The 23580-nt window shown below is 33.5% G+C and carries 19 protein-coding genes; 2 read left to right on the top strand and 17 right to left on the bottom strand.

Annotated features, from left to right (window positions below; genetic code table 11):
• Positions 1-9: 9 nt before the first annotated feature.
• From ABVF09_RS16380 to ABVF09_RS16305, 16 genes are all read right to left on the bottom strand, one after another.
• Positions 10-618 carry a class I SAM-dependent methyltransferase gene (locus ABVF09_RS16380; protein ID WP_019156601.1) on the bottom strand — a complete coding sequence of 203 codons (609 nt, stop codon included), beginning with the start codon at positions 616-618 and terminating at the stop codon, positions 10-12.
• 239 nt (positions 619-857) lie between these two features.
• Positions 858-2474: a mercury(II) reductase gene (gene merA, locus ABVF09_RS16375; RefSeq protein WP_217282435.1), complete on the bottom strand. Its 1617-nt coding sequence runs from the start codon at positions 2472-2474 to the stop codon at positions 858-860.
• 56 nt (positions 2475-2530) lie between these two features.
• Positions 2531-2929: a mercury resistance transcriptional regulator MerR gene (gene merR / locus ABVF09_RS16370; RefSeq protein WP_019156603.1), complete on the bottom strand. Its 399-nt coding sequence runs from the start codon at positions 2927-2929 to the stop codon at positions 2531-2533.
• Between the two features lie 172 nt (positions 2930-3101).
• On the bottom strand, positions 3102-3665 hold the full coding sequence (locus ABVF09_RS16365; RefSeq protein ID WP_172939078.1) for a GNAT family N-acetyltransferase: 564 nt from the start codon (positions 3663-3665) through the stop codon (positions 3102-3104).
• A gap of 352 nt (positions 3666-4017) precedes the next feature.
• Positions 4018-4890: a DUF5677 domain-containing protein gene (locus ABVF09_RS16360; RefSeq protein WP_371069664.1), complete on the bottom strand. Its 873-nt coding sequence runs from the start codon at positions 4888-4890 to the stop codon at positions 4018-4020.
• A gap of 92 nt (positions 4891-4982) precedes the next feature.
• Positions 4983-5309: a DUF771 domain-containing protein gene (locus tag ABVF09_RS16355; RefSeq protein WP_172942106.1), complete on the bottom strand. Its 327-nt coding sequence runs from the start codon at positions 5307-5309 to the stop codon at positions 4983-4985.
• A gap of 183 nt (positions 5310-5492) precedes the next feature.
• The gene (locus tag ABVF09_RS16350; RefSeq protein WP_371069663.1) at positions 5493-7751 is read right to left on the bottom strand and encodes an ATP-binding protein; all 2259 of its coding nucleotides are present in this window, start codon (positions 7749-7751) and stop codon (positions 5493-5495) included.
• A gap of 165 nt (positions 7752-7916) precedes the next feature.
• Positions 7917-9776: a TnsD family Tn7-like transposition protein gene (locus ABVF09_RS16345; protein ID WP_371069662.1), complete on the bottom strand. Its 1860-nt coding sequence runs from the start codon at positions 9774-9776 to the stop codon at positions 7917-7919.
• Positions 9773-11383, bottom strand: a complete 1611-nt coding sequence (locus tag ABVF09_RS16340) for an AAA family ATPase (protein ID WP_371069661.1) — start codon at positions 11381-11383, stop codon at positions 9773-9775. The genes ABVF09_RS16345 and ABVF09_RS16340 overlap by 4 nt, the downstream gene beginning before the upstream one ends.
• Positions 11370-13496 carry a Mu transposase C-terminal domain-containing protein gene (locus ABVF09_RS16335; RefSeq protein ID WP_371069660.1) on the bottom strand — a complete coding sequence of 709 codons (2127 nt, stop codon included), beginning with the start codon at positions 13494-13496 and terminating at the stop codon, positions 11370-11372. The genes ABVF09_RS16340 and ABVF09_RS16335 overlap by 14 nt, the downstream gene beginning before the upstream one ends.
• The gene (locus tag ABVF09_RS16330) at positions 13480-14322 is read right to left on the bottom strand and encodes a TnsA endonuclease C-terminal domain-containing protein (RefSeq protein ID WP_371069659.1); all 843 of its coding nucleotides are present in this window, start codon (positions 14320-14322) and stop codon (positions 13480-13482) included. The genes ABVF09_RS16335 and ABVF09_RS16330 overlap by 17 nt, the downstream gene beginning before the upstream one ends.
• An 11-nt stretch (positions 14323-14333) precedes the next feature.
• Positions 14334-15356: a hypothetical protein gene (locus ABVF09_RS16325; RefSeq protein ID WP_371069658.1), complete on the bottom strand. Its 1023-nt coding sequence runs from the start codon at positions 15354-15356 to the stop codon at positions 14334-14336.
• A gap of 122 nt (positions 15357-15478) precedes the next feature.
• Positions 15479-16048, bottom strand: a complete 570-nt coding sequence (locus tag ABVF09_RS16320; RefSeq protein ID WP_371069657.1) for a tyrosine-type recombinase/integrase — start codon at positions 16046-16048, stop codon at positions 15479-15481.
• A 187-nt stretch (positions 16049-16235) separates the two neighbouring features.
• Entirely contained in the window at positions 16236-16892 is a 657-nt protein-coding gene (locus tag ABVF09_RS16315; RefSeq protein ID WP_371069656.1) for a DUF1643 domain-containing protein, read from the bottom strand.
• 174 nt (positions 16893-17066) lie between these two features.
• A complete protein-coding gene (locus ABVF09_RS16310; protein WP_371069655.1) occupies positions 17067-17558 on the bottom strand; it encodes a hypothetical protein in 492 nt (163 codons plus the stop codon).
• A gap of 392 nt (positions 17559-17950) precedes the next feature.
• A complete protein-coding gene (locus tag ABVF09_RS16305) occupies positions 17951-19018 on the bottom strand; it encodes a four helix bundle protein (protein ID WP_371069654.1) in 1068 nt (355 codons plus the stop codon).
• Between the two features lie 239 nt (positions 19019-19257).
• On the opposite strand from ABVF09_RS16305, the gene ABVF09_RS16300 reads away from it, so the two are divergent.
• Positions 19258-20232 carry a ParM/StbA family protein gene (locus ABVF09_RS16300; RefSeq protein WP_371069653.1) on the top strand — a complete coding sequence of 325 codons (975 nt, stop codon included), beginning with the start codon at positions 19258-19260 and terminating at the stop codon, positions 20230-20232.
• Entirely contained in the window at positions 20225-20503 is a 279-nt protein-coding gene (locus ABVF09_RS16295) for a hypothetical protein (protein WP_371069652.1), read from the top strand. Before ABVF09_RS16300 ends, ABVF09_RS16295 begins: the two co-directional genes overlap by 8 nt.
• A 71-nt stretch (positions 20504-20574) precedes the next feature.
• Here ABVF09_RS16295 and ABVF09_RS16290 read toward each other — a convergent pair whose 3' ends face one another.
• Entirely contained in the window at positions 20575-23571 is a 2997-nt protein-coding gene (locus ABVF09_RS16290; protein WP_371069651.1) for a type I restriction endonuclease subunit R, read from the bottom strand.
• Positions 23572-23580: the final 9 nt, after the last annotated feature.

Here is a 23580-nt window from a genome sequence, read left to right as displayed (position 1 = left end):
TCCTCACTATTAATCGTTATTAGCATCATTTTTTAAGCACAGGAAAGACCCAATACCATTTGAAATAATCCTTTTTTGTTCTAAAATAACGAATCCTGTATCCCTAAGATGATCAGTAAACTCTTCCCATGTAAAATAGGCTTCTGGGGGATGATCTAATTTAAAATAGGTTGCAAAGAAGCGAGAGGCATCCTTATTCAAATCCTCAACTAAAAGTGTCCCTCCAGGCTTTAATACTCGATAGAGTTCGGTAATAGCATCTTTCCATTGGGGAATATGGTGTAAAATACCGAAAACAAACACAGCGTCAAATTTATTAGAAGACAATTGTGTTTCTAAAACATTACCTACAAAAAAATTCAACTCAGGATATTTTTGTTTTGCCTTTTTTATTTGTGAAGGCATTAAATCGAATCCTAAAAGTTCAGCAGGGGAAAATTGATTTATTAACTTCGTACTATATCCAGATCCGCAACCAGCATCTAATATTACTTTTCCCTCTAAAGAAAAATTGTGCTTGCCTAAAAACTCTTTAAAGGTTTTCAATTCAATGTTTTTTTGTAACCAACGTCTCATTGGATTATTCATAAGGAAAAATTCAAACTTATTTAACTTCAAACTATATCATCCCCTTTTTATTAGCTTTCCTTCGTTATACTTACGAGTATCTTTCTTATTCATATAAACATTCTACCATCATTCAAGTATTCACTTGAATATAATATACTCTTTTCTTCAGAAACATTCAAGTATATATTTGAATGATAAAACAAAAAAAGAAATTGGTTTTCCCAATTAAAAAAGGAGCAATCGTATTGACAGCTCCTCTTCTTGTATATGTATACCCGATTTTGAAATCAGCCTGCACAACAAGATAATTTCGATACATCTTTATCAAATGTAAGAGCAGCTAATTTTAATCCCTCTGCCATTGTTAAATATGGTGCAAGGTTTTCTTTTAAATTCTCAACTGTTAACCCAAATTTTACGGCTAATGTTGCTGCATATATCACATCTCCTGCATTTTCAGCTACGATATGAACCCCCAATACTTTTAATGTTTTCGCATCTACAACAAGTTTAAAAATACCTGTTGTTTCCCGATTTACTATCGCTCTTGGAACAGCATCTAAAGATAATACAGATGTTTTTACTTTATATCTTTGTTCTTTTGCTTGTTCTTCTGTTAACCCAACTGTTGCAATGGATGGATTTATAAATGTGACAGCAGGTATAACGGATAAATCTATTTTTTTATTTAACCCACCAATCGCATTATCAGCTACAACCCCTCCTTCATAGGCTGCTACATAGACAAATTGCGGACCTAATGTTACATCTCCTGCTGCATAAATCTTCTCATTATTTGTTTGAGCATAATCATTTATTAGGATCTCGTTCCTTTTTCCAACATTAACCCCTGCTGCACTTAAATTTAAAGAATCCGTATTTGGTTTTCTTCCTGTTGCAATAAGTAATTGTTCTGATTCCACGACTTTTTTCTTGCCATTTACCGTTATATAAACCTTTTTTACATCTCCAACTTGTTCTACACGCTCATAGGTAGCACCTGTCACAAGGTTTATACCTTGTTCTGTCAAAACCTTTTCTACGGCTTCTGAAATCTCTGGATCATATTCTTTTAAAAGACGCTCACTTCTTTGTATAAGCGTTACTTTTGAACCTAAATTATCGAACAGTTGTCCAAGTTCCAATCCGATATATCCTGAACCAATGACAGTTAACCGTTTAGGAACCTTTTTTAATTCTAGTAGGGTTGTACTTGTTAGATAATCCACTTTTTCAAGTCCCAGAATTGTTGGTATTGATGGTGAAGCACCTGTTGCGATTAAAAAGCGTTTTGCAGAAAGTTTCTGCTCATTTACCTCAACTGTGTTTTCATCAACAAATTTAGCTTCACCCTTTATTAAATCAAAGCCATATTCATCAATTAAATCTATATATTTTTGATTCCGAAGTTCGCTTACTAATTCATCCTTTTGATTCACTAAAGAGGCTAAATCAACTTCTCCATCAGAAGTTTGTAACCCTGTGAACGGATTTGCTTTTGTCAAACGTTTGATTTCTCCTGCTCTAAGAAGCGTTTTAGATGGTACACAGCCAATATTCACGCAAGTTCCACCAACAGTTCCACGTTCAATCATCCCCACTTTCGCCCCATATTCAGTTGATTTAATGGCAGCAGAAAAAGCTGCCCCACCTGAACCAATGATAAGTAAATCGTAATCACTTTTAATATCTAACTCGGTATCTTTCAGCTTCTGTGTTGAAATATCTTCTATGTCTTCTGGTTGATATTTTGCTTGTTTAATTGCCTGTCTTACATTTTCAGCATTAACATCATCTGGTATTTCAAATACCGATTCACCACGTCTAAAACTGGTTTCTATATTTAAAGCACCTATGTTGTTTAAAGCAGCATCAATATGTTGTTCACAGCCTGTACAGGTCATTCCGTTGATTTTAATCCGATATTTTTTCACCTTTTCTTCCTCCTCTATTTATAAAATCAATCAAAAATTAAAGATTCAATAATAGGACATTGATGTATTGCCTTTTGATCTGGGCATCGACTTTTTAAGTCCTTTAACATTGACTCAATACGCTTTAAATCTGCAATTTGTTCTTGAATTTCTAATTCTTTTTTTGATACAAATTCAAATATATTTTTGCAGCGAACTTCATCATTATCGACAACTCCAAGTAATTTATATATTTCACTTAATGAAAAGCCAAGATCTTGCAGTCTTTTGATAAATTTTACACGCTTAATATCATCATCTGAATATATCCGATAACCTGCATTCGTTCGGGAAGGTTCTTTTAATAATAATTTTTTTTCGTAATACCTAATTGTCTCTTTATTTACACCGGATTTTTCGGCAAACACACTAATTTGGTAACTCAAATTATTCACCCCTATAACATAATAAACCGTGTACCTTAGTACACGGTCAAGTATAATATTAAATTTCTCTTCCTCAAGTATTCTGCCCGTTACTTTAAGTATATTTTTTCACAGAGTTCTTGTAAGTACATCACGCTCTATCATTATTTGGGCGGCAATGAATTAACCATCTCTATTGAGACAAACTATAAGAATTAGTCCATATAATGTCTGCTGCTTTATTTGCAATGATACTCGCATTACCCCAAATTACATCAAATCCATGCTTTTTATAGAAATAATCTAGCTTATCAAAATGATCCTTGTCTGTATGGGAAATCCAACCTGAAATTGTATTTACAGAATTCTCTATAGCAAAATAGATTAATGAATGGAGCAAAATCGATCCGTAACCCCTACCTTCATTTTCTCCAAAAACTTCTATATCACCAATCTCTATTGTATCTTCACTGTTGTATGTAGCACTCAATCGGATTCGGTTCAAAACGATACCTTTTTTATGAATTACTTTAAGTCCAATAAAAAACGGTCCAAATTTTTCTTCTTGATCAAAAATAGCACGGTAAACGATGATATGCTCTTCATTTTTATGTAAAACATCTAATATAAACTTCTCGGGGTCTTCTTCAATTTTTTTAATTTCCGTTTGCAATAGAAAGTCTATATCCTTTATTTTATCTTTCGAATATTGTCTTTTATTCCTGTGTCTATCCAAATCAAAAATAAAATCAAACATATATGTACTCCTTTCCTACTTTTTCATCTGAGTTCACCTATTAAAATATCACTACTTATGCCTCTTTAAACTTACCATAGCGAATCCTTATCGGCTATTGATTAATAAGGTATCCAACAGAAAACATAAAGACTGGGCCTTGCTTGGCTCCAGCCTAAATTTGGATTGATTCTATATTGAAAAATCCTAATCAATGATGTTTGGAAAACCATCGACCTTCTTATTGTTTTCTCCGTCTCTCTTCCCCGATTCCTTGCCGTTAGGATACTAACTATTTAGCATGGGGAAAGGGACTATGCAGGGAGATCTAATAGAAATAAGAAAAAATATCGAAGGAAAACTTATTCTACCTTCATACAGTAAGAAAATCCTTCTTCACACTCCCCAATTCTTCTCGTAAAGATTTACGCATACCCTTAAACATTTCTTTAATCTTCTTATTAAAATAGTTAGGTTTATTAGGATTAGTAGCTGATTCTTTTGTAACCGCATCTATTAATTGAAGCAATAATTGATCCTGATAAACTAGAGAATCCTTAACTAGCTCATAGCAAAGTCTTTCTTCTCTTAAATCGTAAAAATCCTCACCTTCTACTGTAACAATATGTTCAAATAGTTTGGTAAATACAAATACCACAAAAAAACGAGTAACTACTGGGTAGTTATTTTTTTTAATCGTAAAGCCTAAACCTTCATCCAAATAAAGATTACTTATTCCAAAATTACTATGTCCCACAGATGATAGTAAATCATAGAATATACTATAATATTTCTTATCATCTCCGATTTTAAATTTATTTGGATTTAATCTTTCAGTAATTAAAGCACCGTTACGGTCTCTAATAACATTCTTTTCTGAATCATATATGTACTCTTTATTGAATAACTTTAGGTTAACAAGAGTAAATTCTTTGAAATCCCCTTCATTTTCATTCAAATATCGACTGCTTAAATAATTTTCAAATATGCTTCTTACAAGAATTAAAACATCTTCATTATGGCCCAATTTTAATAAACTTCGAACACTTATTAATGTTTTAGTGCTCTTAGTAAAATTAAAATACTCATGGTCATAAGTGAATTTATTATTTGGTTCTGCTTGACGTAACAAGTCTGCTGCTCCATATGAAAATGCAGACCATTCAACGAATTTCTTAGACCGTAAAATAAATTGGTTTATTAGTTTATTTAACTCGTTTACATACAGTTTTTGATCTTCGGTCATATTCTTCTCCAATCCGAGCTATTCGTAAAATCTCCCCATAAGGAATACTGATTAACAGTTAACAAAGTACAGCAACCTAATCAATAGTAAACTCAAAGTTTTTCACTAAATATTCTTCCAAAATTATTATCCAAAAAAACAGCCATTTTTGTAGCTTGAAAAGACCATTGTTGACCCTTTGTTTGGGGATAATAAACAAACCCACCATTGTTAATATCAATTATCTTTCTAAACCTTTCAGGATATAGAATATTCTCTTTTATCCATTCTGATTTTTTATTGATACGCTTTTCTAGGTCTTTCATACACCAATACACACCCGATAGTTCACTTTGTTTTAATTCCTCATACTCAACTCGTGTAATAAGTATCAGATCCTTTGGAATTGTTATTTCTATTTCTGCTTTTAGTTTTTGCAAGATTTGATCACCCTATATTTTCTGTCTTACTTATACATGGTTTTATGTACCGCTCTATTACTCTATTTATGAACCCGCTAGATTACATACATTACTTCAACATTCGGAGTTTTTCTTTCAAATCATAGAAAAGTACGTATTTATGCCGAGATAATACCAACCTCGTTCGATATTATCCAATCTCTATTCACGACCAACGGCAGCTTGCCGCATTGCCTCTTGTATTTCATTTCTAGCTATATCTTTAGATGGTTCTTCTTCTTTTTCAAACTCAACGCCTTCCATCATCATTTTGAAATGAGACTCATGATCTGAATTTATGAAAATCTTCCTAAACACATCAAAATATGCTCTATTAGCTTCTTGGTTACTATCTACATACAAATCATCATTAACGTGATGAGATCCATCGTTAACCCAGGAAAGTAACGAATTACAAACGATTTTGTCTTCATCTGGAAACTTCTCGACGATTTCGCTGACATCAATATTACCAAAGAATTTAAAGTAGTTTTCCAATATCCTTCTCATTATGTTTGGTGTTGTTATTGAATCTGGGTTTTCCTTTAATTCCTTCCAAAGTAACTCATACGAGTTCTTGATAGGGTTTTCCTCATATTCTTTGATCCGTGACACATTATTTACTTTTGTAAGAACCCAAAAAGTTTCATCATGCTGCTTTTTATTACTCATACCTTTATTGAAAGTTATTTCCTTATGAAAATAAACATTGTGGGTCAATACTATCAACTGCTTAAATACTAAATCATTACCTCTAATCCTTTTCTTTAAACTATTAATTAAGTAACTAACAATAAATAATACATTGCTATCGAGACTTGATATGGGATCATCTATAACAATTACTCTTTTCGTATTTACTTTATCCTGTTCATTACTACCATTAATAAGCTGATAGAAATAGAGGAAAGTAATAAAGGTCATCTCGCCTTCACTTAGTGTTTCGTTTGCTTCTACTCCATCTCCACGAACAATCTTATATTTACCTTTCTCATTCGATTCAGCTAATTTAAAGTTTGTAAATCCAAAAGATTTTAGCAGTTTATTGATTTCATTTATAGAAGGCAGAACACTCGTAAGCTGATTTTGAAGTTGAATAACGTCTTTTTTCAGTTTATCTCTATGGCCATTAAGTTCTACCAATCTTTTATTCATACCTTCTAAAGTATTTCCTTCTCTTGTTGATTTATCTACAAAACTCGCATAGTCGCTTTCATTTTCTTCAATGATATAACGCCAAACATCTTTTATTAACTTAGCTTTTTCCTCAGTTAAATTGTCGATAATTTGATTATGCTCAATTATTTGTGAGTTGGCTTGTCCAATCTCTTCATTAATCTCACCAATAAAACCGTTTATTGAGCTTAATGTAACGCTACTACTTGGTTCAATTCTTTTTCTCTCAAGTTTTAGTTTATTTTCCTTAAAAGTAGAAATTATTAATTCAAATAGATTTTTTACTTTTTCTGTGTTAACAAAAGGTATACTACCCTCGGAAAGTAACTGATGATTATTGATAATACCTTGGATTTCAGTGATGTATTTGTCTGAGGATGAATTAAGGAGCTGTAACTGTTCAGTATATGTTTCATCAAAATATTCTTCTAATTTTCCTTCTAAGTTTTGTGGCAATTCTTGTTGACAGAATGGACATACACCATCTGTGTTTTTCAAATGTTGATGCCCTTGTTGAACCCAGTCACTGATGTTCAAACGAGATATAAGGTCTGCAATGTCAATATCCCTTTTTCCTATTATTTTTGTTTCAAATATCGGGGCTTTCTCATATGAATCATTGTATTCAATAGTTCGAATCGTGTTTATTTTCTCTTGTGAACCCTTAAAAACGGAATCAATTCTCTTTTTCAATTCATCAAAGCTAAAAAGGACACCATCATTATTTTTGGCTTCTTCTACACACTTTAGCATAAAGTTATCTTTATTATTACGTACACCAGTAAGTGCTTCTTTGAAATGTTCGTCATATTTTAGTTTTAACTCCCAGCATTTATTCATAAATTCAGCTTTTAGATTGGTTAACCTTTCGCCCACTTCTTTAATTTTCCCATCCAAGGTTTCAATCTTATCCTCGTGCCTGTCTATTTCTTCCGATATTTCCTCTATCTTTTTTAACAAATCAGTAGATTCCTTACCTAAAGTAAAAATCCCTTTTATGTCATTACGCATACTGAAGTTTTCACGAACAAAGTTCCTGTTATAGACAAAAACGCTATAATTTAACCTATCTCTTTCCCATTCAATATTACAACTTGGAAAATCTCCCTGATTTCTTAGTAACTCTGAAACTGTTGTTTTTCCAGTCCCATTACTACCAAAAATGTAATTGATTTTTCTTAGATTTACCTCAATTCCAGAAGTGTCATAGGTTGCAACTTCTTTTACTTTAATCTTATTAATCATGCAAATCCCCCTAACCTCTATTATTTATTTGTTTTGCCTATTGACAACATATACTTACTATTTTACAGGAAAAGTTTTACAAGTCGATATTAAGTACCTACATATTTCAACATCTTTTTACTTTCTTAAAATTATTCCCTCAAATTAATAAAGGAGCACCAATATTTATGGTTGCTCCTTTTTGACATTTAACAAACTATTAAGATACTTCTTTACTTCATCATGGAACTTTTTCTTAATCCCAGCTCTTTTAAGTACCTTCCAGGTTACTATCTCCTCCTCCACTTCATTCATTCTCTCAACGACATGTTTTATCCTCCGTAAACGAAATTCCTGTTCTGATTCACAAACAGTATCTATATACATTTTGGTACTAGGCATCTTATCCAGATGTTGTTCCAATAACGCTCTTTCTCCGATTACATCACCAATACTTTTAATCGTAATACGTTTTGGCCTACCAGTTTTGTTTTGTATATCCTTTATTGATCTGTGAACATTCTTTAATACTTCTTGATCTCTTTTCTCCCAATCTACTTTCCTATTTTCACTATTAGTCTTTCGTAATTTTGGCGAATGATTGTTTAACCATTCTCTATCATTCCTATATAAAAAAGCATATGTTGAGGAATCTTGATTTCTCATTTCTGTTTTGGATAGATCTGGTTTTTCCTGCTGTAACCTTATCCAAATTTGACGTTTTTGTTCCAATACTGCCTTCTTTGAATGAGACTCTTCCTTCGAAATTGTTTTATTTTTCTTACCGTTCCTATAATTAATCACTGTTCCAACATCAACATTCAACCTACGAGCAATCTCTCGATAACTCAGATTTTCCCCAAGTAGTGATTGCAGCTCTTTTTCCCAAATGAAGCCAAAATCCATAATACGGGTATACTTATACCGTTCACCTAGTTCTTGCTCCTCACCCTTCCTTGTATAGGCGAAACCGCAAACAGGACAAGTGAATCTTCCAATTGGTTTCTTGGTTTTTTCGCAACTTCTAATAGTAACTTCCTCAATAACATTCTTTTTATACATAGGACAAACGAGATTTAAGCAAGGCCATTTGGGTTTACCAAAAGGATAGTTTCCTAATGAATCATTCTTAAATACTGATTCAACATTCAATTCGAGTAAAGTCAGCAGCAATATATGATAATATGGATGAAATGATTTCCTGTGTTTTCGAGTAATATTTGCTAACCATGAATTCTCTTGTACGACTTTCACATTAAGGCTTTTCAAAAACTCTTCAGGATAATACGTACAAAATGTTTCATGTATTTTCCCCTGATACACTCTACCGTTAAAGGTAGAAAAACCTTTATTAATTAAGTGGTGATGATAATACCTTGTGAAATGTTCAAAGGAAGTATTCCCAAACTGGTTATTCAATAACTTTTCTGCTTGAATAATGATTTTCTTGAAGTATTCTAGTAAATCTGCATTAACTTTTCTCAGTTTCTTCAAATCACAATTATCCGGAGTTGGTAATACGAAAGCATGCTTATTAGGAGGTGTCACGGGTACTTGACTGTCCTCAAGCCATAAACCGTGTTTTGAGCAAATGAGATGCCCTGGCAACTGATGTAGACGATGCCAGTATAATTCTCCATACATTTCAATATCTTCTTTGGCACAAGCAGAACAATACTTTAAATACTTGTTTTGTGGTATTGAACTTGCCATAATACCCGATTGCATATAAATCTTTTTTCCGTCATTACTTATCATAGAATCGTAAATGGATTGGGCCTTTTCTGTTGGTAAGAACACTGTATAGAATGGATACATTGTATGTTTCTCTACAAGTGCCTGTTCATTCAATGTCGTGTTTTTAGGTAAATGCTGAACAAGAGAGCCCATTCCAGATGGCAAAAATACCGAAGCACTTATCGTCCTCTTACCGAATAAATCTTCCAATGTGTGTTTCCAAAAGACATTTCCTGATCGGATGTGATACCGAGCAATAATACTATATAAAAGTTCATCAGGATACGGGGTTGGAAATTGTATAATCATGAAACATCACGCTCAGGGTAATCCTGCTTAATTACTCCAGCATTAAGTAATTTTTGATAAGCAGTTATTTGTTGTTCTTTCCCGTTTTTTATAATGGTTCTTAGGTCGTTACTTATTACTTTATCCATACTTTTTTCATTATTATTTAATAGAAGAAAAGCATCTTTTACGACTTGTGATAAATCCCTTAATTGATTGTTCTCTGAAACAACTTTTTGTACTGCCTTAATAGCAACATCATATTTAAAACCTAGCATCCCTAAACGGAAAACAGCGTCATCAATTAATTGCACTTGCTCATTTTTCCGTTTGGCTCCTTCTTGGAGTGAGTTAATTACCTGTTTTTGATCGACAATAATTCGTTCTTGTTCAATAAAGTCCTCAATATTTGGTAGCATTAAGTCGTCATATTTTGCTAGCTTGCTATAGTCCTTGCTCTTTAATGTATTTAGCATAGGCTGAACCATTTTTAATTCTTCTTGAGCCACTTGTTTAATTAACGCAGTGGTAATCTTTTCCTCACCACTACTAATGGCACGTAGCTGTACCATCATAGTGAGCTTAATTGCGATGTCAGCAATTCCCTGAGACTCATTATATAGGGTTGAAGAAATTTCTTCTGTAAAGGGTACTTCCTCTTTTGTCCACTGATATTTCCACATTCCCTGAACAAATAAATCCCAAATAGCATCTTTTTCAAAGCGATCCCACATGATGTTCCCCATATTAGTGCTTCTTCTTGCTTGTCTAAACTGTGATTGTAAGACATCCATTGCCTTTGGGGTTCCAACCATTATAAGAGGTATATTTATCGTATTGATTAACGCTGTAAAAAAGTTTAATATCTGTGCTGAGCTAGAGCTTTTTATACCCTTTATATGTTGTAACTCGTCCAGGAATAACATACCTAGGTTTACACTTTTAGCAATCTGAGCCATGATAGGCATTAGCTGACTTGTTGACAAATGACTGTTTACGTATCTATTAAAATAGTTGGAGCCTAGAAGTAGATCTACTTGATACATAAAATCGTAAATAATGGTTTTTACCGAGCCATCAAAAGGGGTTTCAATTTTTAAATAGGTTACTTGATAGTGATTTAAGGCTTGCCCTTTATACGAAACATGAGAAATGACCTGTGGAATGGTTTGCAAGATTCGCTGTAATGTACGTGTTTTTCCTACACCAGAGACCCCCAAAATACTCAATGTTTGTCCTGTCTGGATAATAGACTTATCAAAAGACTTATTTTGTATATTATTCCAGTTATCCACAAAAGTCTGTGCATAAGTAGAACTTACTGGATTGCGATAGGTATAACCAGTTCTAATCAACCTAGATATTGATGATTCAATTCTTAGATGGATTGGGATAGCTTGAAAATAATGCAGCAACCTAGAAATTAGATGTACTCTCTGATGATCATTCAAATATCTTTCTTCCTTATTATATGGAGGATACATGCTTAGGCGGTCAATGACTTCCTCCTGAGAATAGATTGGAGGCAAAGCCTCTATAAGAGGATTGCCTTGATATTCCAATATCTCTTGCTCCCTATATTCTGCAACTTGTGCTTGGGTTCCATTATGTAATTCAATTATCTCCATCATAAAGCACTTCCTTTTGTTTCTTACGGAAAATATCCAACACTTTTACCGGCTCAGTATCATGATTAACTTTGTTCGATTGCTTTTCAGTGTTATTTTGATTCACCACAGTTTGCTTTTCCCTTTTCAATATTTCTTTCTCTTTTTCACGATTTTCTCTAATATTCTTTATATCTTTAGGAACCTCACCATTTGAAATTTGATTGTTAGCCTCTTTTTTCGCTTTTTTAACAATCTCCTCTATGTCCTGAGCTAATTGAATTGCTCCATTTAAGCTGCTTTCCTCATATTCTGCCTTTTGTTGCTTTCTTTCACTTTTTAAACTCACAACTTCTTCCATCTTCGCACCACGATACATCTCGTATTGCTCGATTAATGAACAAACTTCATAGTTCAGTCTATCTATGCGGATATAAATATTGGATAAATCTTGAGGGTCATAATGCACCCCCATGCTCCAACTCCCCTGTATTCGAGCCTTAGAAAACCACCGTTCTTTCAATGCCTTTGTACAAGTATAATAAAGACCTCCAAAGTTGATTCCTTTCGGGGTGATTTTTGCACTGGCTTTAGGTAAAACATTACTTCTGATTGCATCTAAAGGCATAGTCCTCAGTAAGCCAGTTCCTTTACGCAAACCCCACTTAAATATTTCAATCGGTATTGGTGGGACTTTTTCTGCTATCATACTTTGCGTTAAAGGGTAGTCCGATAAATAATTATGATTGTTATAATATAGAACCGTTCTGACTAAAATTTGGACGTACTCGTTTAGGTTTAACACTGCTTTCTTCCTGTAATCCTTTCCTCCACGCTTCATAAAATCTTTTTGGACCACCCCTGGCAGGAATGGAGAGATGTGATCCTGAAGAATATCAAAGTATTTTTCGCATACGGCCTTTAGCTCCGGTCTGTATGGACCCAAGTTTTGGAATTTGATGTTTAAATCCTCCGTGATTTGTGTTAATTCATTGGAAATCAACTCACTGCCACGATCCGCCATAATAGTATGTGGAAGATAATGAATGGGCCAATCATTTTCATTAATATCCATATCGAGTGTCCGCTTGCAAAATTCCTTTTTATCTTCAAAGGCATTTGCAAGAGCCATCCTCAAAGACTCTTTTGACATATTTTGAATTCCTGCATAAACAGAGACAACACACCTGGAAAATATATCTACAGTTAGATAAACTACTGGACGGCCAATCACTTTATTCCGATCAAAACTTGAAACTAAATAAATATCACCAATAGTTGCATCAATGGCATATGTACCTATCCCCATAGAGTCTTCTGTAGCTGAACCAGTTATAGCACGATAGTTTTGTAAAAATTCTCTTCTTCCCTCTCTTTTATGAATGGCCTCTTCCGGTTTAAACCACTTTCTATACCAATAATAAAATTGGTCATATGAAATAATTGGTCTATCTATGTCCAACACTTTATAGCCAGTTCTCTCATCCTCCTTGGAAAAATGCTCCTTTACCATTTGTTGATAAGCATATTTTAATGAAGGTTTTGAACGAATAAAGTAGTATTTTTCTAGGCTTATTCTAATTATTTTCTTCCACTCATCATTGATTGCTGCTCTCTGAATAGTTGAGGAATAGACAAATGGTCTTCCTGCCTTTTTGGTGTATTGACGTTCCTTCTCCCGTTGTTTTCCGCAATTATTAAAATCAGGTAAGAGTGCATTCTTTACCATTCCTCTTGCCCAATATCGTTTTAAATATTGACGAACCGTCTTTGTACTTAAAGAATAACTTTTACTAGCCGCTTTAATTAAATCTGACCTCCGTTTTGGGATAAAGATATCCGGAATTAGATAGATTTGGTTTATTACTTTCCATACTGTTTCTCTTTTTTCAATTTCTATCTTAGATAAATCCTCATCGTTGACACTGATAGCCCACGGATCAGTTGCAACCTTCGCAATCTCCCCTGTGTTTAAGGATGCTTCTATATTGTGTATTTCCTCACTGTAAGGGAATGACGGTTCATTAACATTAACAAGGAAATAAAGTTGATTCTCCTTATCGACCCAGACTACCCTTTGAATAAATTCTGGATTCTCAGTGCTTTGTAATAAATCATTAATTACCAGCTGCATACCTCACACCACCATTCTCACTACTAAATTCAACATGATAATTATCTATTTCTTTAGTCAAATATATTTTCTTTCTTAAATCCATGCTTATTTTTTTATGGGCAATCAAATGTTTAAATAAAATCAGAGCCAATCCTTCATCCAAGCTATATTCTCTTTCCAATCGGGTGAAAATGCCTTGAAAGGTGGCTGATTTATCCGACAAATAATGAACCATATCTTTTTTTAAATGCGGCAAATTTAAAGTAAGTGATGGATAATCTTGAATGTCATAGGAGTTCAAGGCCCATCCAATATTTCGGGCCAATTGTTTATTGATCTCTTTTTCCGTAACAATCCCAAAATCAATTCCCTTCTTTTCAAAATACCTTCTTTGTAGTTCCAATCTTTGTAAGGTAGCATTCTTCTCCAGCTCTTGTGATTGCTTAATTATTCTTGCTTGTTTATAGTGCTCACCATTTTCCCCCTTCCTTGTTACCAAAAAAGAAACCGTAAAGATATGTGGTACTTGAGTCTTTGTATCAAATAGTTTCTTTGTAAGCTCCTCATCCACTTGAATATTTATGTCGTGGAAATCTAATAAAGGATACTGCTCCCTTATCTCAGTGACATTTTCATCGAATTCCAATAAATTGAAGTAATAAAGCTGCAAATCACTGAATAGATGATGCACCCGTTTCGTCGTATGTCCCAGTGTGCGTGTAGATCTTCCTTTGGATGCTATGTCTTGAACTTGCAGCCACGGCTTATAGTCTTTTCCTGTTCCTTGTCCTCGTTTTTCTTTCAGAAACCTATTGATAGTTCTTTCGTTCCATTCTCTTATCATCTAATATTCTCCTATTCTTTCGGTTTTAAATACAGCAACCCATGAACTAACAAGTCATTTATCTCTTCTCTTAGCACACCCGTTTCTAATACTTCATATTCGTCTTCAATTAATGAATATGGATAAGTTAAATCCCGTTGAATTTTGAGACCATTTTTTGGTTTGCTGTAATCAACACTAATCCAACTACGAAGTTCATCAATATTTTCAAAGCGTTGAGATCCGCTCTCCATCTTACGGATAGCCTTTAAAACATTGTGGGATAATTGGGAGTCCTCTCCGTTAAATAAAAGTTTTTCATCGTAAGAAATTCCCCATAAGGTTCTCAACTCTGATACTGAATATTCAAATTCAGCCCCATAATCCAGAAGTAATCTATTAATTAAACCTCGGTTTACCAAAACATACTTATTAGTAATAACTATTAAATCTTTAATAGAATACTCAATGCCCATCATATAAAATGTTTCAAGTTCAAATACAACATTGTTATATTCTGAGGTAGATAATAATTCACCATAGGTCCGTCTGATGAGTAAGTCGATAACTTCTACCTTGTATGTTGAATAAAAATAGCTAGGAATACCTTCTAAATAGTAAGGAGGAAGTGAAAGCAAATACCTCAGTGCATTAGTTGAGTTACCCGCCTTATCTAGTAACTCTTTTAAAACCAAATCATGCTTTCTCCATTCTTCAGAACCATATCTGTCTTGAAGAATTATTTTTTCATTATCCAATATTTCATCTACCTTAATATTGAATTCAAATTCGAATATAGTCCTAAATTCATCATACCCATTGAAAGGGGAATACTTTTTATCAATTGAACCGTTCTTACGACTTATTTCTTCTTTAACTAAAGTTAATTGCCTACGAACTAAATACCGTAGGAACTGCATCCCGGTTTCTTTTTCGAATTCAACAGAAAAATCCTCAAAAGAACAGTCTGCTAATTCTTCTATATCTTTTCTGTGAATTTCTGAATTAAAATGATCATCAATGTGATTTATAACAACCTCAATCATATCCAACATTTATTTATCCTCCTGAAAAACATTAAAAGGCATCTGTTACGTTGACTTTTGGCAAAACGGATTGTTTTTTTTCTCCGTATAACAAAGTCAGCAACAAATGCCTTTAATTCTTTTCTATATTTTTATAAGTTAACCTGTAAGTACAATTCGTCAAGATCTTCTTGTAGTATACCAAGATACCTTTTAGTTTCTGCAACGGATCTATGGTTAAGGGCTATACATATGTAATCAAGGGATACTCCTTTCTTAAAAGCAAAGAAACCCCAAGTTTTTCGCATACCGTGCGTTCCAAATCTCTCCTTTATCCCTACCATATCACATGCTTCATTTAACATCGAAGCAGCATACTGCCTTGTGATAGGTTGATTCGTTCCTTTTCTACTGGTAAACAGAAAATCGCTTTGATCCTTTTCGGGAAATTCTTTCATAAACTCTTTAATACTTTTCGCTAAATTTGAGGTAATCGGAAATCGCTTATATTTACCAGTCTTCTTTTCATTCACTTCAATAAACTCTGTTGGCTTCCTACCATCCCATACTTGATTCACTTTCAACATCAAGATGTCGGAGATTCTGAGGGCCGATGAAACACCAACCATGAAAAGCAAAAAGTCTCTTTTATTTTTCCCTCGAAGGTATCCTTTCACAGCTTCAAGTTGTTTTAAATCCCGAATCGGATGAACGACCTTCACTTTTGATCACCTCCTGCATGAATATTACACATTCAGTATATATCTCTATTTGAGTAAGATTCAACAGCCTAGAGGCAAAATCTAAAAATAAAAATGCTAATTTAATAGGATTTCCTTGTTTACACAACGGGGTTTTGTAAAGTAAAACTCCTTACCTTTCTCAGCTCCTTTCACATCGAAATATTAATTATATTTTGGGATGAAAAAATGGAATTAAAGGTTGGAAGTCATACCACATCTTTCCGTGTTTAGGGAACTTTCCATCAGTTAACTCATATCCGACCTTATATGTTTGATTATTTCCTATTATTTCTAAGACATCTTTGATTCTATGTTTATATAATAATATGACACTTTGTTTCACTTCGGCTGGTAATGCTTTCTTTTTAATCTTCAAATCTGGATAACCACCCCAAGCGAGAATGATTCTATCATCTTTACTTTCTAATGAATTAATTGTACTTTCATAGACCTTATTATTATATGCACTATTAAGACTTTCTCCTGTTAACTGGTTTGGATTATTAAATACAATATTTTTAAAGGTTGATCCATAAATGGGAAACAAGTTTAAAACTATTACTTTTTTGAATTTTAGTTTACTTTTATATAGATAATCGCAAACCTTATAAATGGTATCGTCAGATAGAATCTCTTGTGAATCATCGTCAATTAAACCGGCTTTACTCGGATTCTTCATGATTACTACCGCAGTTGGCCCTTCCTTCCTATTCTTAAAAGGAATCTCTAATGAATATCTATAGCTACTGTTAAAAATAATTGCTGGTTCCGTTATTATTTTTTCAGTATCAATATATGAGGAAAAGTATATTTTTTTAGTCATGATTTTTTATCCCCTTTTCAGACTATTAGCCTCAGTGGTATTTTCTGATTTATGATTTCTAACGTCCCTTCCTCGATTACCCATCTATCAATCTTACATTAAAACAAACTATATCTACGTTCGGTAATTTAAGAGTTACAGTTTTTTACTACTCCTTTAAAAAAAGGATAAAGACTATTCATCATTCTTTTTCTTATAACCAAAAAGAATATCACCTATATTATCCCTTTTATCTTTAGTCCCAAATTTCTTTTTCCACCAAAAGTTTATTATCTTTGGATTTTCAACGTCTTTCTTCATTGCTTCAATTAAATCAAGATAAATCTCCCTTCCTTCATCTACATCAAAATTTATACCTATTTTCTCGCAGATTGAGAGTTTCTCTATAACTTCACTTGAACCATATAATATAACTAAATTTTTCATATAAAAGTAGTTTCGATTAATCTCATCCTTATCGTTAGCTATTAATCTCTGATAGTGTGACTTATTAAAATTAAGTAAAGAATTTACAAAGTCTGCATAATATTGGCTCTTTTTATCCGCAATTTTCATTAAGATTTCTTTGTTTTTTGTGAGGAATGTATTAAGGTAGGCACCAAGGACTAAAGTGAAAATTGAAACGATCCAAATATTATCTCCAATCCAAGTAAAAATTTCATTCATAATTTTATCCACCTTTTTTTCCTATTTTATCAGTCTTCATTTAAGCAACTAAGTTTCTATCATTTATACCCGAAATTTATATCTCAAGATATGCTGGAAGAAGGTATCCTTATCTTATCTATACATTATAACTAAACTTCCTATAAAAAGAGATATAATTGGAAATAGCCACCGGTTTTAGACAAAACTCTAAGTTAAGCTGACAGAAGAAGATTTTCATAAACAAAAGAATGCGGACTCCCTTAATTTCACTGTTAAATAAGCAACACAAAACTATATACATAACTTTTTAAGCCTCTATTGGGAATAATTACAATGACATTGCTCGTTTAACAAAATAGTTAAACGAGCAATTTTCCTTCGCAAGGATAGTCACTACCTATTTCAAAAGATTAACCTGCTTTCTCGTTACTAATGTTGCCCATGTTCGCAGAAAGCACATTCCGTATAGAAATCCTTAACTCACTAATTCCTTTTAAAGACTCTTTTGAAATAATACCTTTACTCACCGATGTCTCCAACGAACTTTCAAGCCCTCCTAATGCCTTCAAAGAATCATTAAAGAAACGAAATTTCTTTTTTCTATATAATTGATGTGCTTCGGCAATATTAGCAACACATGAAGTTGCTTGCTTTCTCATATCACTTACAAGGTTCTTTTCCTTCCAAAACTCTCTTTTTCTTGTAACTTCATATATCTTTTCCACCAACAGCAAAGCATTATCATATGCTCCAAAATTTTTCACATTTGGTGTGTATGGGCTTGGCAGATCTAGTCCCTTTCCCTCTTTTTCTTTAATATTGGATAAGTTTCTTGTAAGAATACCTATCACATGATCAACCATGGTATCTAATTCCTCGAATTGGTTTTGAGTGATATACTTTTGACCCAATGAGACCTGGAGCCATGCAGAAGTTTCTTTTGCAGATCCTATGGCAATACTGTATTGGTTAAACTTTTCTCGAATATAGATTTGTTCTCCTATTTGTATTCTTTTTTTAATCGACTCTGCACTCCTCATAATTTGACCAACAATATGGTCAACCTCGTATGAAGGAAAGTTCTTACATAGTTCGATGATTTGCTCTTCTAATTTCTTTGCCTTCTTATATCCAAAAAATTGTTTTGAATCTCTTACTTTTAGTGTATGCTGCTTGTTTTGTAGAGGGGTGTCTTTTTTGGAGGATTTTGATGGAGTAATTGCACACTGACTATTTGAAGGGGGGATTGGGAAGAGGTGCTGGAGATTATCGTAAATTTGAACAGCTCTATACTTGTCCAAATAATAATTAATTACAATTCTCTCAGATTCGGTGGTATCTTTTAGATCTTTGAGAACCCAAATTAATCCTTTCTCCGCTAGGTTCTTTAGTTTTTCACCAATGTCCATGATGCTATAGTTAAATACTTCTCTTTCATTTCGGTACCAGTTTTGTATTTCTTCTACTTTTTTATTCAATTTTCTTTCACTCCATTTCTTTATAAAGTATTGATTTTTTCTTCTTTATACTTCTATTGTACTGCCTCGCTTCTTTAATAAATAGTTTCTTAGGTTCAACCATGTTCTAGTATTATTTATGAAAATTATGAAATTATCACACATACTAGAACTATACTAATATGAGTTTTTCTTATATTTATGATTAAGGTGCATAGTATAAATTGTTAAATCTAATAAACAAAAGGAAGTGGTTTCACATGAAAGAACAAATTTTAATTGCCGTAGATTGCGGCAAAGGAAATACCAAGGCTTTAGCAAAATGGAAAGGTAGAACTTACACAACAACTTTTCCAACGAGAATGCAACAAGTTAAAAGATTCGGAGTAGAAATTCAACCCAACTCCTATCTAGTCGAGTACAACGGAGATGAATTTCTTCTGGGAGAAATGGTGTCAGAGAGTTACTCTGATTTCAACTTAACCAAAAACTCACTCATCCATAAAGTAGCCATTTACACAGCTATTACCCGTCTCCTCCAAAAGGCAAATGCTCCAAGTAATGTTGATATTCGCTTAGCTGTCAATGTACCAATTTCCGCCTACAAAGATAAGATTCAAAAAGAGAATTTCAAATCTATGATTGAAAATGAGAATCGAACAATCCACTTAATCGTAAATGGAAAAGCATTCTCATTAGACTTATCGGATATTACCATCGCATTTGAAGGTATGGGTGAAGTGTACGCCAAACCTGAAAAATACAGAAAAGGATATACAACAGTGATAGATGTAGGTGGCTTAAACTGCACATATTGCCAGTTTAAAGGCGTGCAACCTATGGTTAACACAATGATTTCATCAGATTTAGGTGGTGTCAAAATCCTTCTCGGCAAAATCGGAAAATCTATTAATGAACGTTATGGCCTTTCTGTTTCTTCTGATGACCTTGAATACGTATTGCGATCTGGATACTTTGCAAGTAACGGAGAAATTTTTGAAGATAGTAAGGTGTTTATTGAAGAAATAAAGTATGATCACCTTCAGCAGATCGTTCAATTTGCAAAGAGTCGTGGATATACTTTCAATATGTCAGACATCCATTTTGTGGGAGGTGGATCCAACACTCTAAGAAGATACATTAAGCAGCTATTTCCCCATGCACTCATTAGCGACAATCCCCTCTACAGCAATTGCCTCTCTTTCCTCAAAATTCTCGAGGTTAAATATGCCTAATGCTAGATATACCATCAGCATCCTCTCTAAAGACTCTGAATTAATCCATTACATTGAGAACAAAAGAAAGTCAGTTGGATTAAGTGCCTATATTCGGGAATTAATTCGAAAAGACATGGAAAATCAAGATATTTCAGATTTAGAGCAAATATATGAATATGTAGCAAAAAGAATTAAGGAAGATGGATTTCATATAGAAGGAGAAAGTGCTCAAAAAAATGTAGATTTTATAGATGAGCAAGATAAGGAGCTCATTATGGACCTCTTCTAATTCTTCACACAAACATAAAGGACCCCAAATGCAGGGTCCTTTTTTATTATGTGGTTCATCACTGTATTAACTTATGAAACTGTCCGCTCATTTAAGCTATCGTAAACTTCTTCAAACATATCATCCATAATAAACGATCTAAATTCACCATTTTCTAACATCTTCATAAAGAATTTTTCATTTTGCGACATTCTTGAAATAACAAAATCCAAAAATGCTTTTTCATAGGAAAATTTAAAATTTTCCCTTGTATTACTCTGTGCCTTTTGAGCTAAGTCCTCATTATTTATCATATCTTCTTTTATCTGATCTCGGGATAATTTATCTGTTTCCGAAAACTCAGTGCCAAATCGTTCATTCAATCGGTCAATAATTGAAGAAAGCCTTTCTTTTTCCTCTTCTCCTGATTGCCCTTTTCCATGACTTGCAGGCTTTAATTTAGTTTCTCCATCAGGATTAAGTGATATGTTACCTTCAAACACTTTTTCATTCCGATAGTATTGCAGTGCAACATCATCAGCCAGATACACACCGTCAGAAACGTTTTTAGGTAGCTTTCTTAATAGATAATTTAGATAGACATATAGCTTGTGAAGATCAATGTCTGCAAATGGACCTATCTGCAAGATAAAAGAATATGTCCGAACAAATTTGGTAGTAGCTCCTTTAAAATCTTCTTGCTGCTCTTTTGATAGTTCTTTATTATAACGATTCACCGCTTTATCCAGGATAGAATTCAACTTCTCCTGTGTCTTACTTGTTTTCCTCTTTTCACTAAATTCTAAATTACAAACCTCTTCGATTTCTTCCTTTGTGTACACCTGACAAGCATCTAATTCTCTTTCCAAATCATATAGCAAGTTAGGATCTGTTGTACTTTCTAATCCCGTGATTTCATAATATGGTTGAAATGCCTTTTGTATATCTTCGGCCTCATTTACAAAATCAAGTACGAAGGTATCATTCTTCCCCTTACAAGTTCTGTTTAACCTAGAAAGTGTCTGTACGGCCTTTATCCCGTCTAGTGGCTTATCAACATACATAGAGTGAAGTAACGGTTCATCAAAACCAGTTTGGTATTTCTCTGCAACCAATAAAACTTGATAATCATCCGTATGAAACTTATCTGGTAATTCTTTTTCTCCAAAACCGTTCATCTCCGGTTCCGTGAATGGTACACCTTTATCCTCAACGGTTCCTGAAAATGCTACTAAAGTGTTTAAATCACCATATCCTTTTGCTTTGATATACTTATCAAATGCTTGCTTATATCTTACTGCGTGAAGACGGCTTCCCGTAACTACCATAGCCTTAGCACGACCGCCAATCTTATGTCTAGTCACTTGACGAAAGTGTTCCACAATAATTTCAGTTTTCTGAGCTATGTTATGTGGATGTAAAGATACATACTTCGCTATTTGCTTTGTTGCCTTTTTACTAGAGACCTCTGGATCATCTTCAATACTTTTAGCCACTTTATAGAAGGTTTTATACGTTGTATAATTCTTTAATACATCCAAAATGAAACCTTCTTCAATTGCTTGTCGCATAGAGTAGACGTGGAAAGCATGTGGCATTCCATCTTTATCATAGGTTCCAAACCGTTCAATCGTTTTCGGTTTTGGTGTTGCAGTAAAAGCAAAGAAAGAGATATTATCTTGTTTCCCACTTTTTGCAATTGTCTCTGCAATCTTTTCATCTACATCTTCTAAGTTCTCTTCTGCTAATCTATCAGCCTCAAAAGCATCTTCTAACGATTTATCCGATAAGATATTAGTCATTGCTGTCGAAGCCTTTCCACCCTGGGATGAATGAGCTTCATCAATTACGATTCCATACTTACCAGCAGAAAACTCTCCTAGCTTTTCTATAATAAATGGGAACTTCTGTAACGTAGTGATAATTACCCTAGTTCCTCCAGCAATTGCATTAGCTAATTGGGCAGAATCTTTATCTATTTTCTCTACCATTCCAGCTTTGTGTTCTAATTGGTAAACAGCATCTTGTAGCTGCTTATCTAATACTCTTCTGTCCGTAATAACAATGACGCTCGTAAATGTTGCGTTATTTTCTTCGTCATGGAGTTTAGCAAGACGATGTGCTAGCCAAGAAATACTGTTAGTCTTACCACTACCTGCACTATGTTGAATTAAGTAGTTTTGACCAATCCCTTTTTCTTTCACATCTAGTTCTATCTTTCTAACTGCATCTAACTGATGGTATCGAGGGAAAATAACTGTTTCTTTTTTATCAATAATCTCCCCTGTAGAGTCTAAAACATCTTCTTGATTTACATAGACGAACCGAAAAAGAATATCTAGTAAGCTATCTTTTTGAAGAATATCATTCCATAGGTACGATGTACGATAGTCATTGTAGACTACTGGATTCCCTTTCCCTCCATCATTTCCTCTATTGAAAGGCAGAAAGAATGTCTTTTCTCGATTAAGCTGTGTTGTCATGAAAACTTCATCCGTATCAACAGCAAAATAAACAACTGCTCGTTTCTTAAACTGAAACAACAACTCTCTAGGGTCACGATCTTTTCTAAACTGATTCTTGGAATCATCTACTGTTTGATTGGTTAGTTGATTCTTTAATTCCATAATAACTATGGGTAAACCATTAATAGAGAGCATCATATCAATGCTATTATTATTTTTACTACTGTAGAATACTTGTCTACTTACAGTAAATATGTTTTTCTCATAGAGATCTATTAGCATTTGATTCATGTCACTAACAGGCTTATTGTATGCTAGCTTTAAGGTTACTCCATAATCTTTTACTCCATGACGTAAACAATCAATCATTCCTCGTTTATCAAGTTCCTTGTGCACTCGGTCTAAGATTTTCTTTTTGTATTGGTCTTTATAGGCTTTACGTAGTCGCTCAAGCGATTTAGGTTGTGACTTCTCTAAAAACTCAAAAAAAATCTTTACATCAATTGCGTACTTTCTAAAGTCATCTAATGCTTGATTAGAAATGGTCCTCTGAATATAACCTGAATTAATCAGATTAGCTTCTATATTAGCCTCAAAACCTTTTTCAGAATAGTCGATACTCATCCTCTCACC

Source organism: Sediminibacillus sp. JSM 1682029 (genome assembly GCF_041366435.1).
Taxonomy (GTDB): domain Bacteria; phylum Bacillota; class Bacilli; order Bacillales; family Amphibacillaceae; genus Sediminibacillus; species Sediminibacillus terrae.
The sequence above is the reverse complement of the archived record's forward strand: the minus strand, read 5'-3'. Positions and strand labels throughout refer to the sequence as shown.

Bases quoted from the DNA above. Each gene is read 5' to 3' on its own strand.
- merA (WP_217282435.1), bottom strand. From the start codon at position 2,474: ATGACCTGTACAGGCTGTGAACAACATATTGATGCTGCTTTAAACAAC.
- ABVF09_RS16365 (WP_172939078.1), bottom strand. From the start codon at position 3,665: ATGTTTGATTTTATTTTTGATTTGGATAGACACAGGAATAAAAGACAA.
- ABVF09_RS16360 (WP_371069664.1), bottom strand. From the start codon at position 4,890: ATGACCGAAGATCAAAAACTGTATGTAAACGAGTTAAATAAACTAATA.
- ABVF09_RS16350 (WP_371069663.1), bottom strand. From the start codon at position 7,751: ATGATTAATAAGATTAAAGTAAAAGAAGTTGCAACCTATGACACTTCT.
- ABVF09_RS16345 (WP_371069662.1), bottom strand. From the start codon at position 9,776: ATGATTATACAATTTCCAACCCCGTATCCTGATGAACTTTTATATAGT.
- ABVF09_RS16340 (WP_371069661.1), bottom strand. From the start codon at position 11,383: ATGGAGATAATTGAATTACATAATGGAACCCAAGCACAAGTTGCAGAA.
- ABVF09_RS16335 (WP_371069660.1), bottom strand. From the start codon at position 13,496: ATGCAGCTGGTAATTAATGATTTATTACAAAGCACTGAGAATCCAGAA.
- ABVF09_RS16330 (WP_371069659.1), bottom strand. From the start codon at position 14,322: ATGATAAGAGAATGGAACGAAAGAACTATCAATAGGTTTCTGAAAGAA.
- ABVF09_RS16325 (WP_371069658.1), bottom strand. From the start codon at position 15,356: ATGTTGGATATGATTGAGGTTGTTATAAATCACATTGATGATCATTTT.
- ABVF09_RS16315 (WP_371069656.1), bottom strand. From the start codon at position 16,892: ATGACTAAAAAAATATACTTTTCCTCATATATTGATACTGAAAAAATA.
- ABVF09_RS16310 (WP_371069655.1), bottom strand. From the start codon at position 17,558: ATGAATGAAATTTTTACTTGGATTGGAGATAATATTTGGATCGTTTCA.
- ABVF09_RS16300 (WP_371069653.1), top strand. From the start codon at position 19,258: ATGAAAGAACAAATTTTAATTGCCGTAGATTGCGGCAAAGGAAATACC.
- ABVF09_RS16295 (WP_371069652.1), top strand. From the start codon at position 20,225: ATGCCTAATGCTAGATATACCATCAGCATCCTCTCTAAAGACTCTGAA.
- ABVF09_RS16290 (WP_371069651.1), bottom strand. From the start codon at position 23,571: ATGAGTATCGACTATTCTGAAAAAGGTTTTGAGGCTAATATAGAAGCT.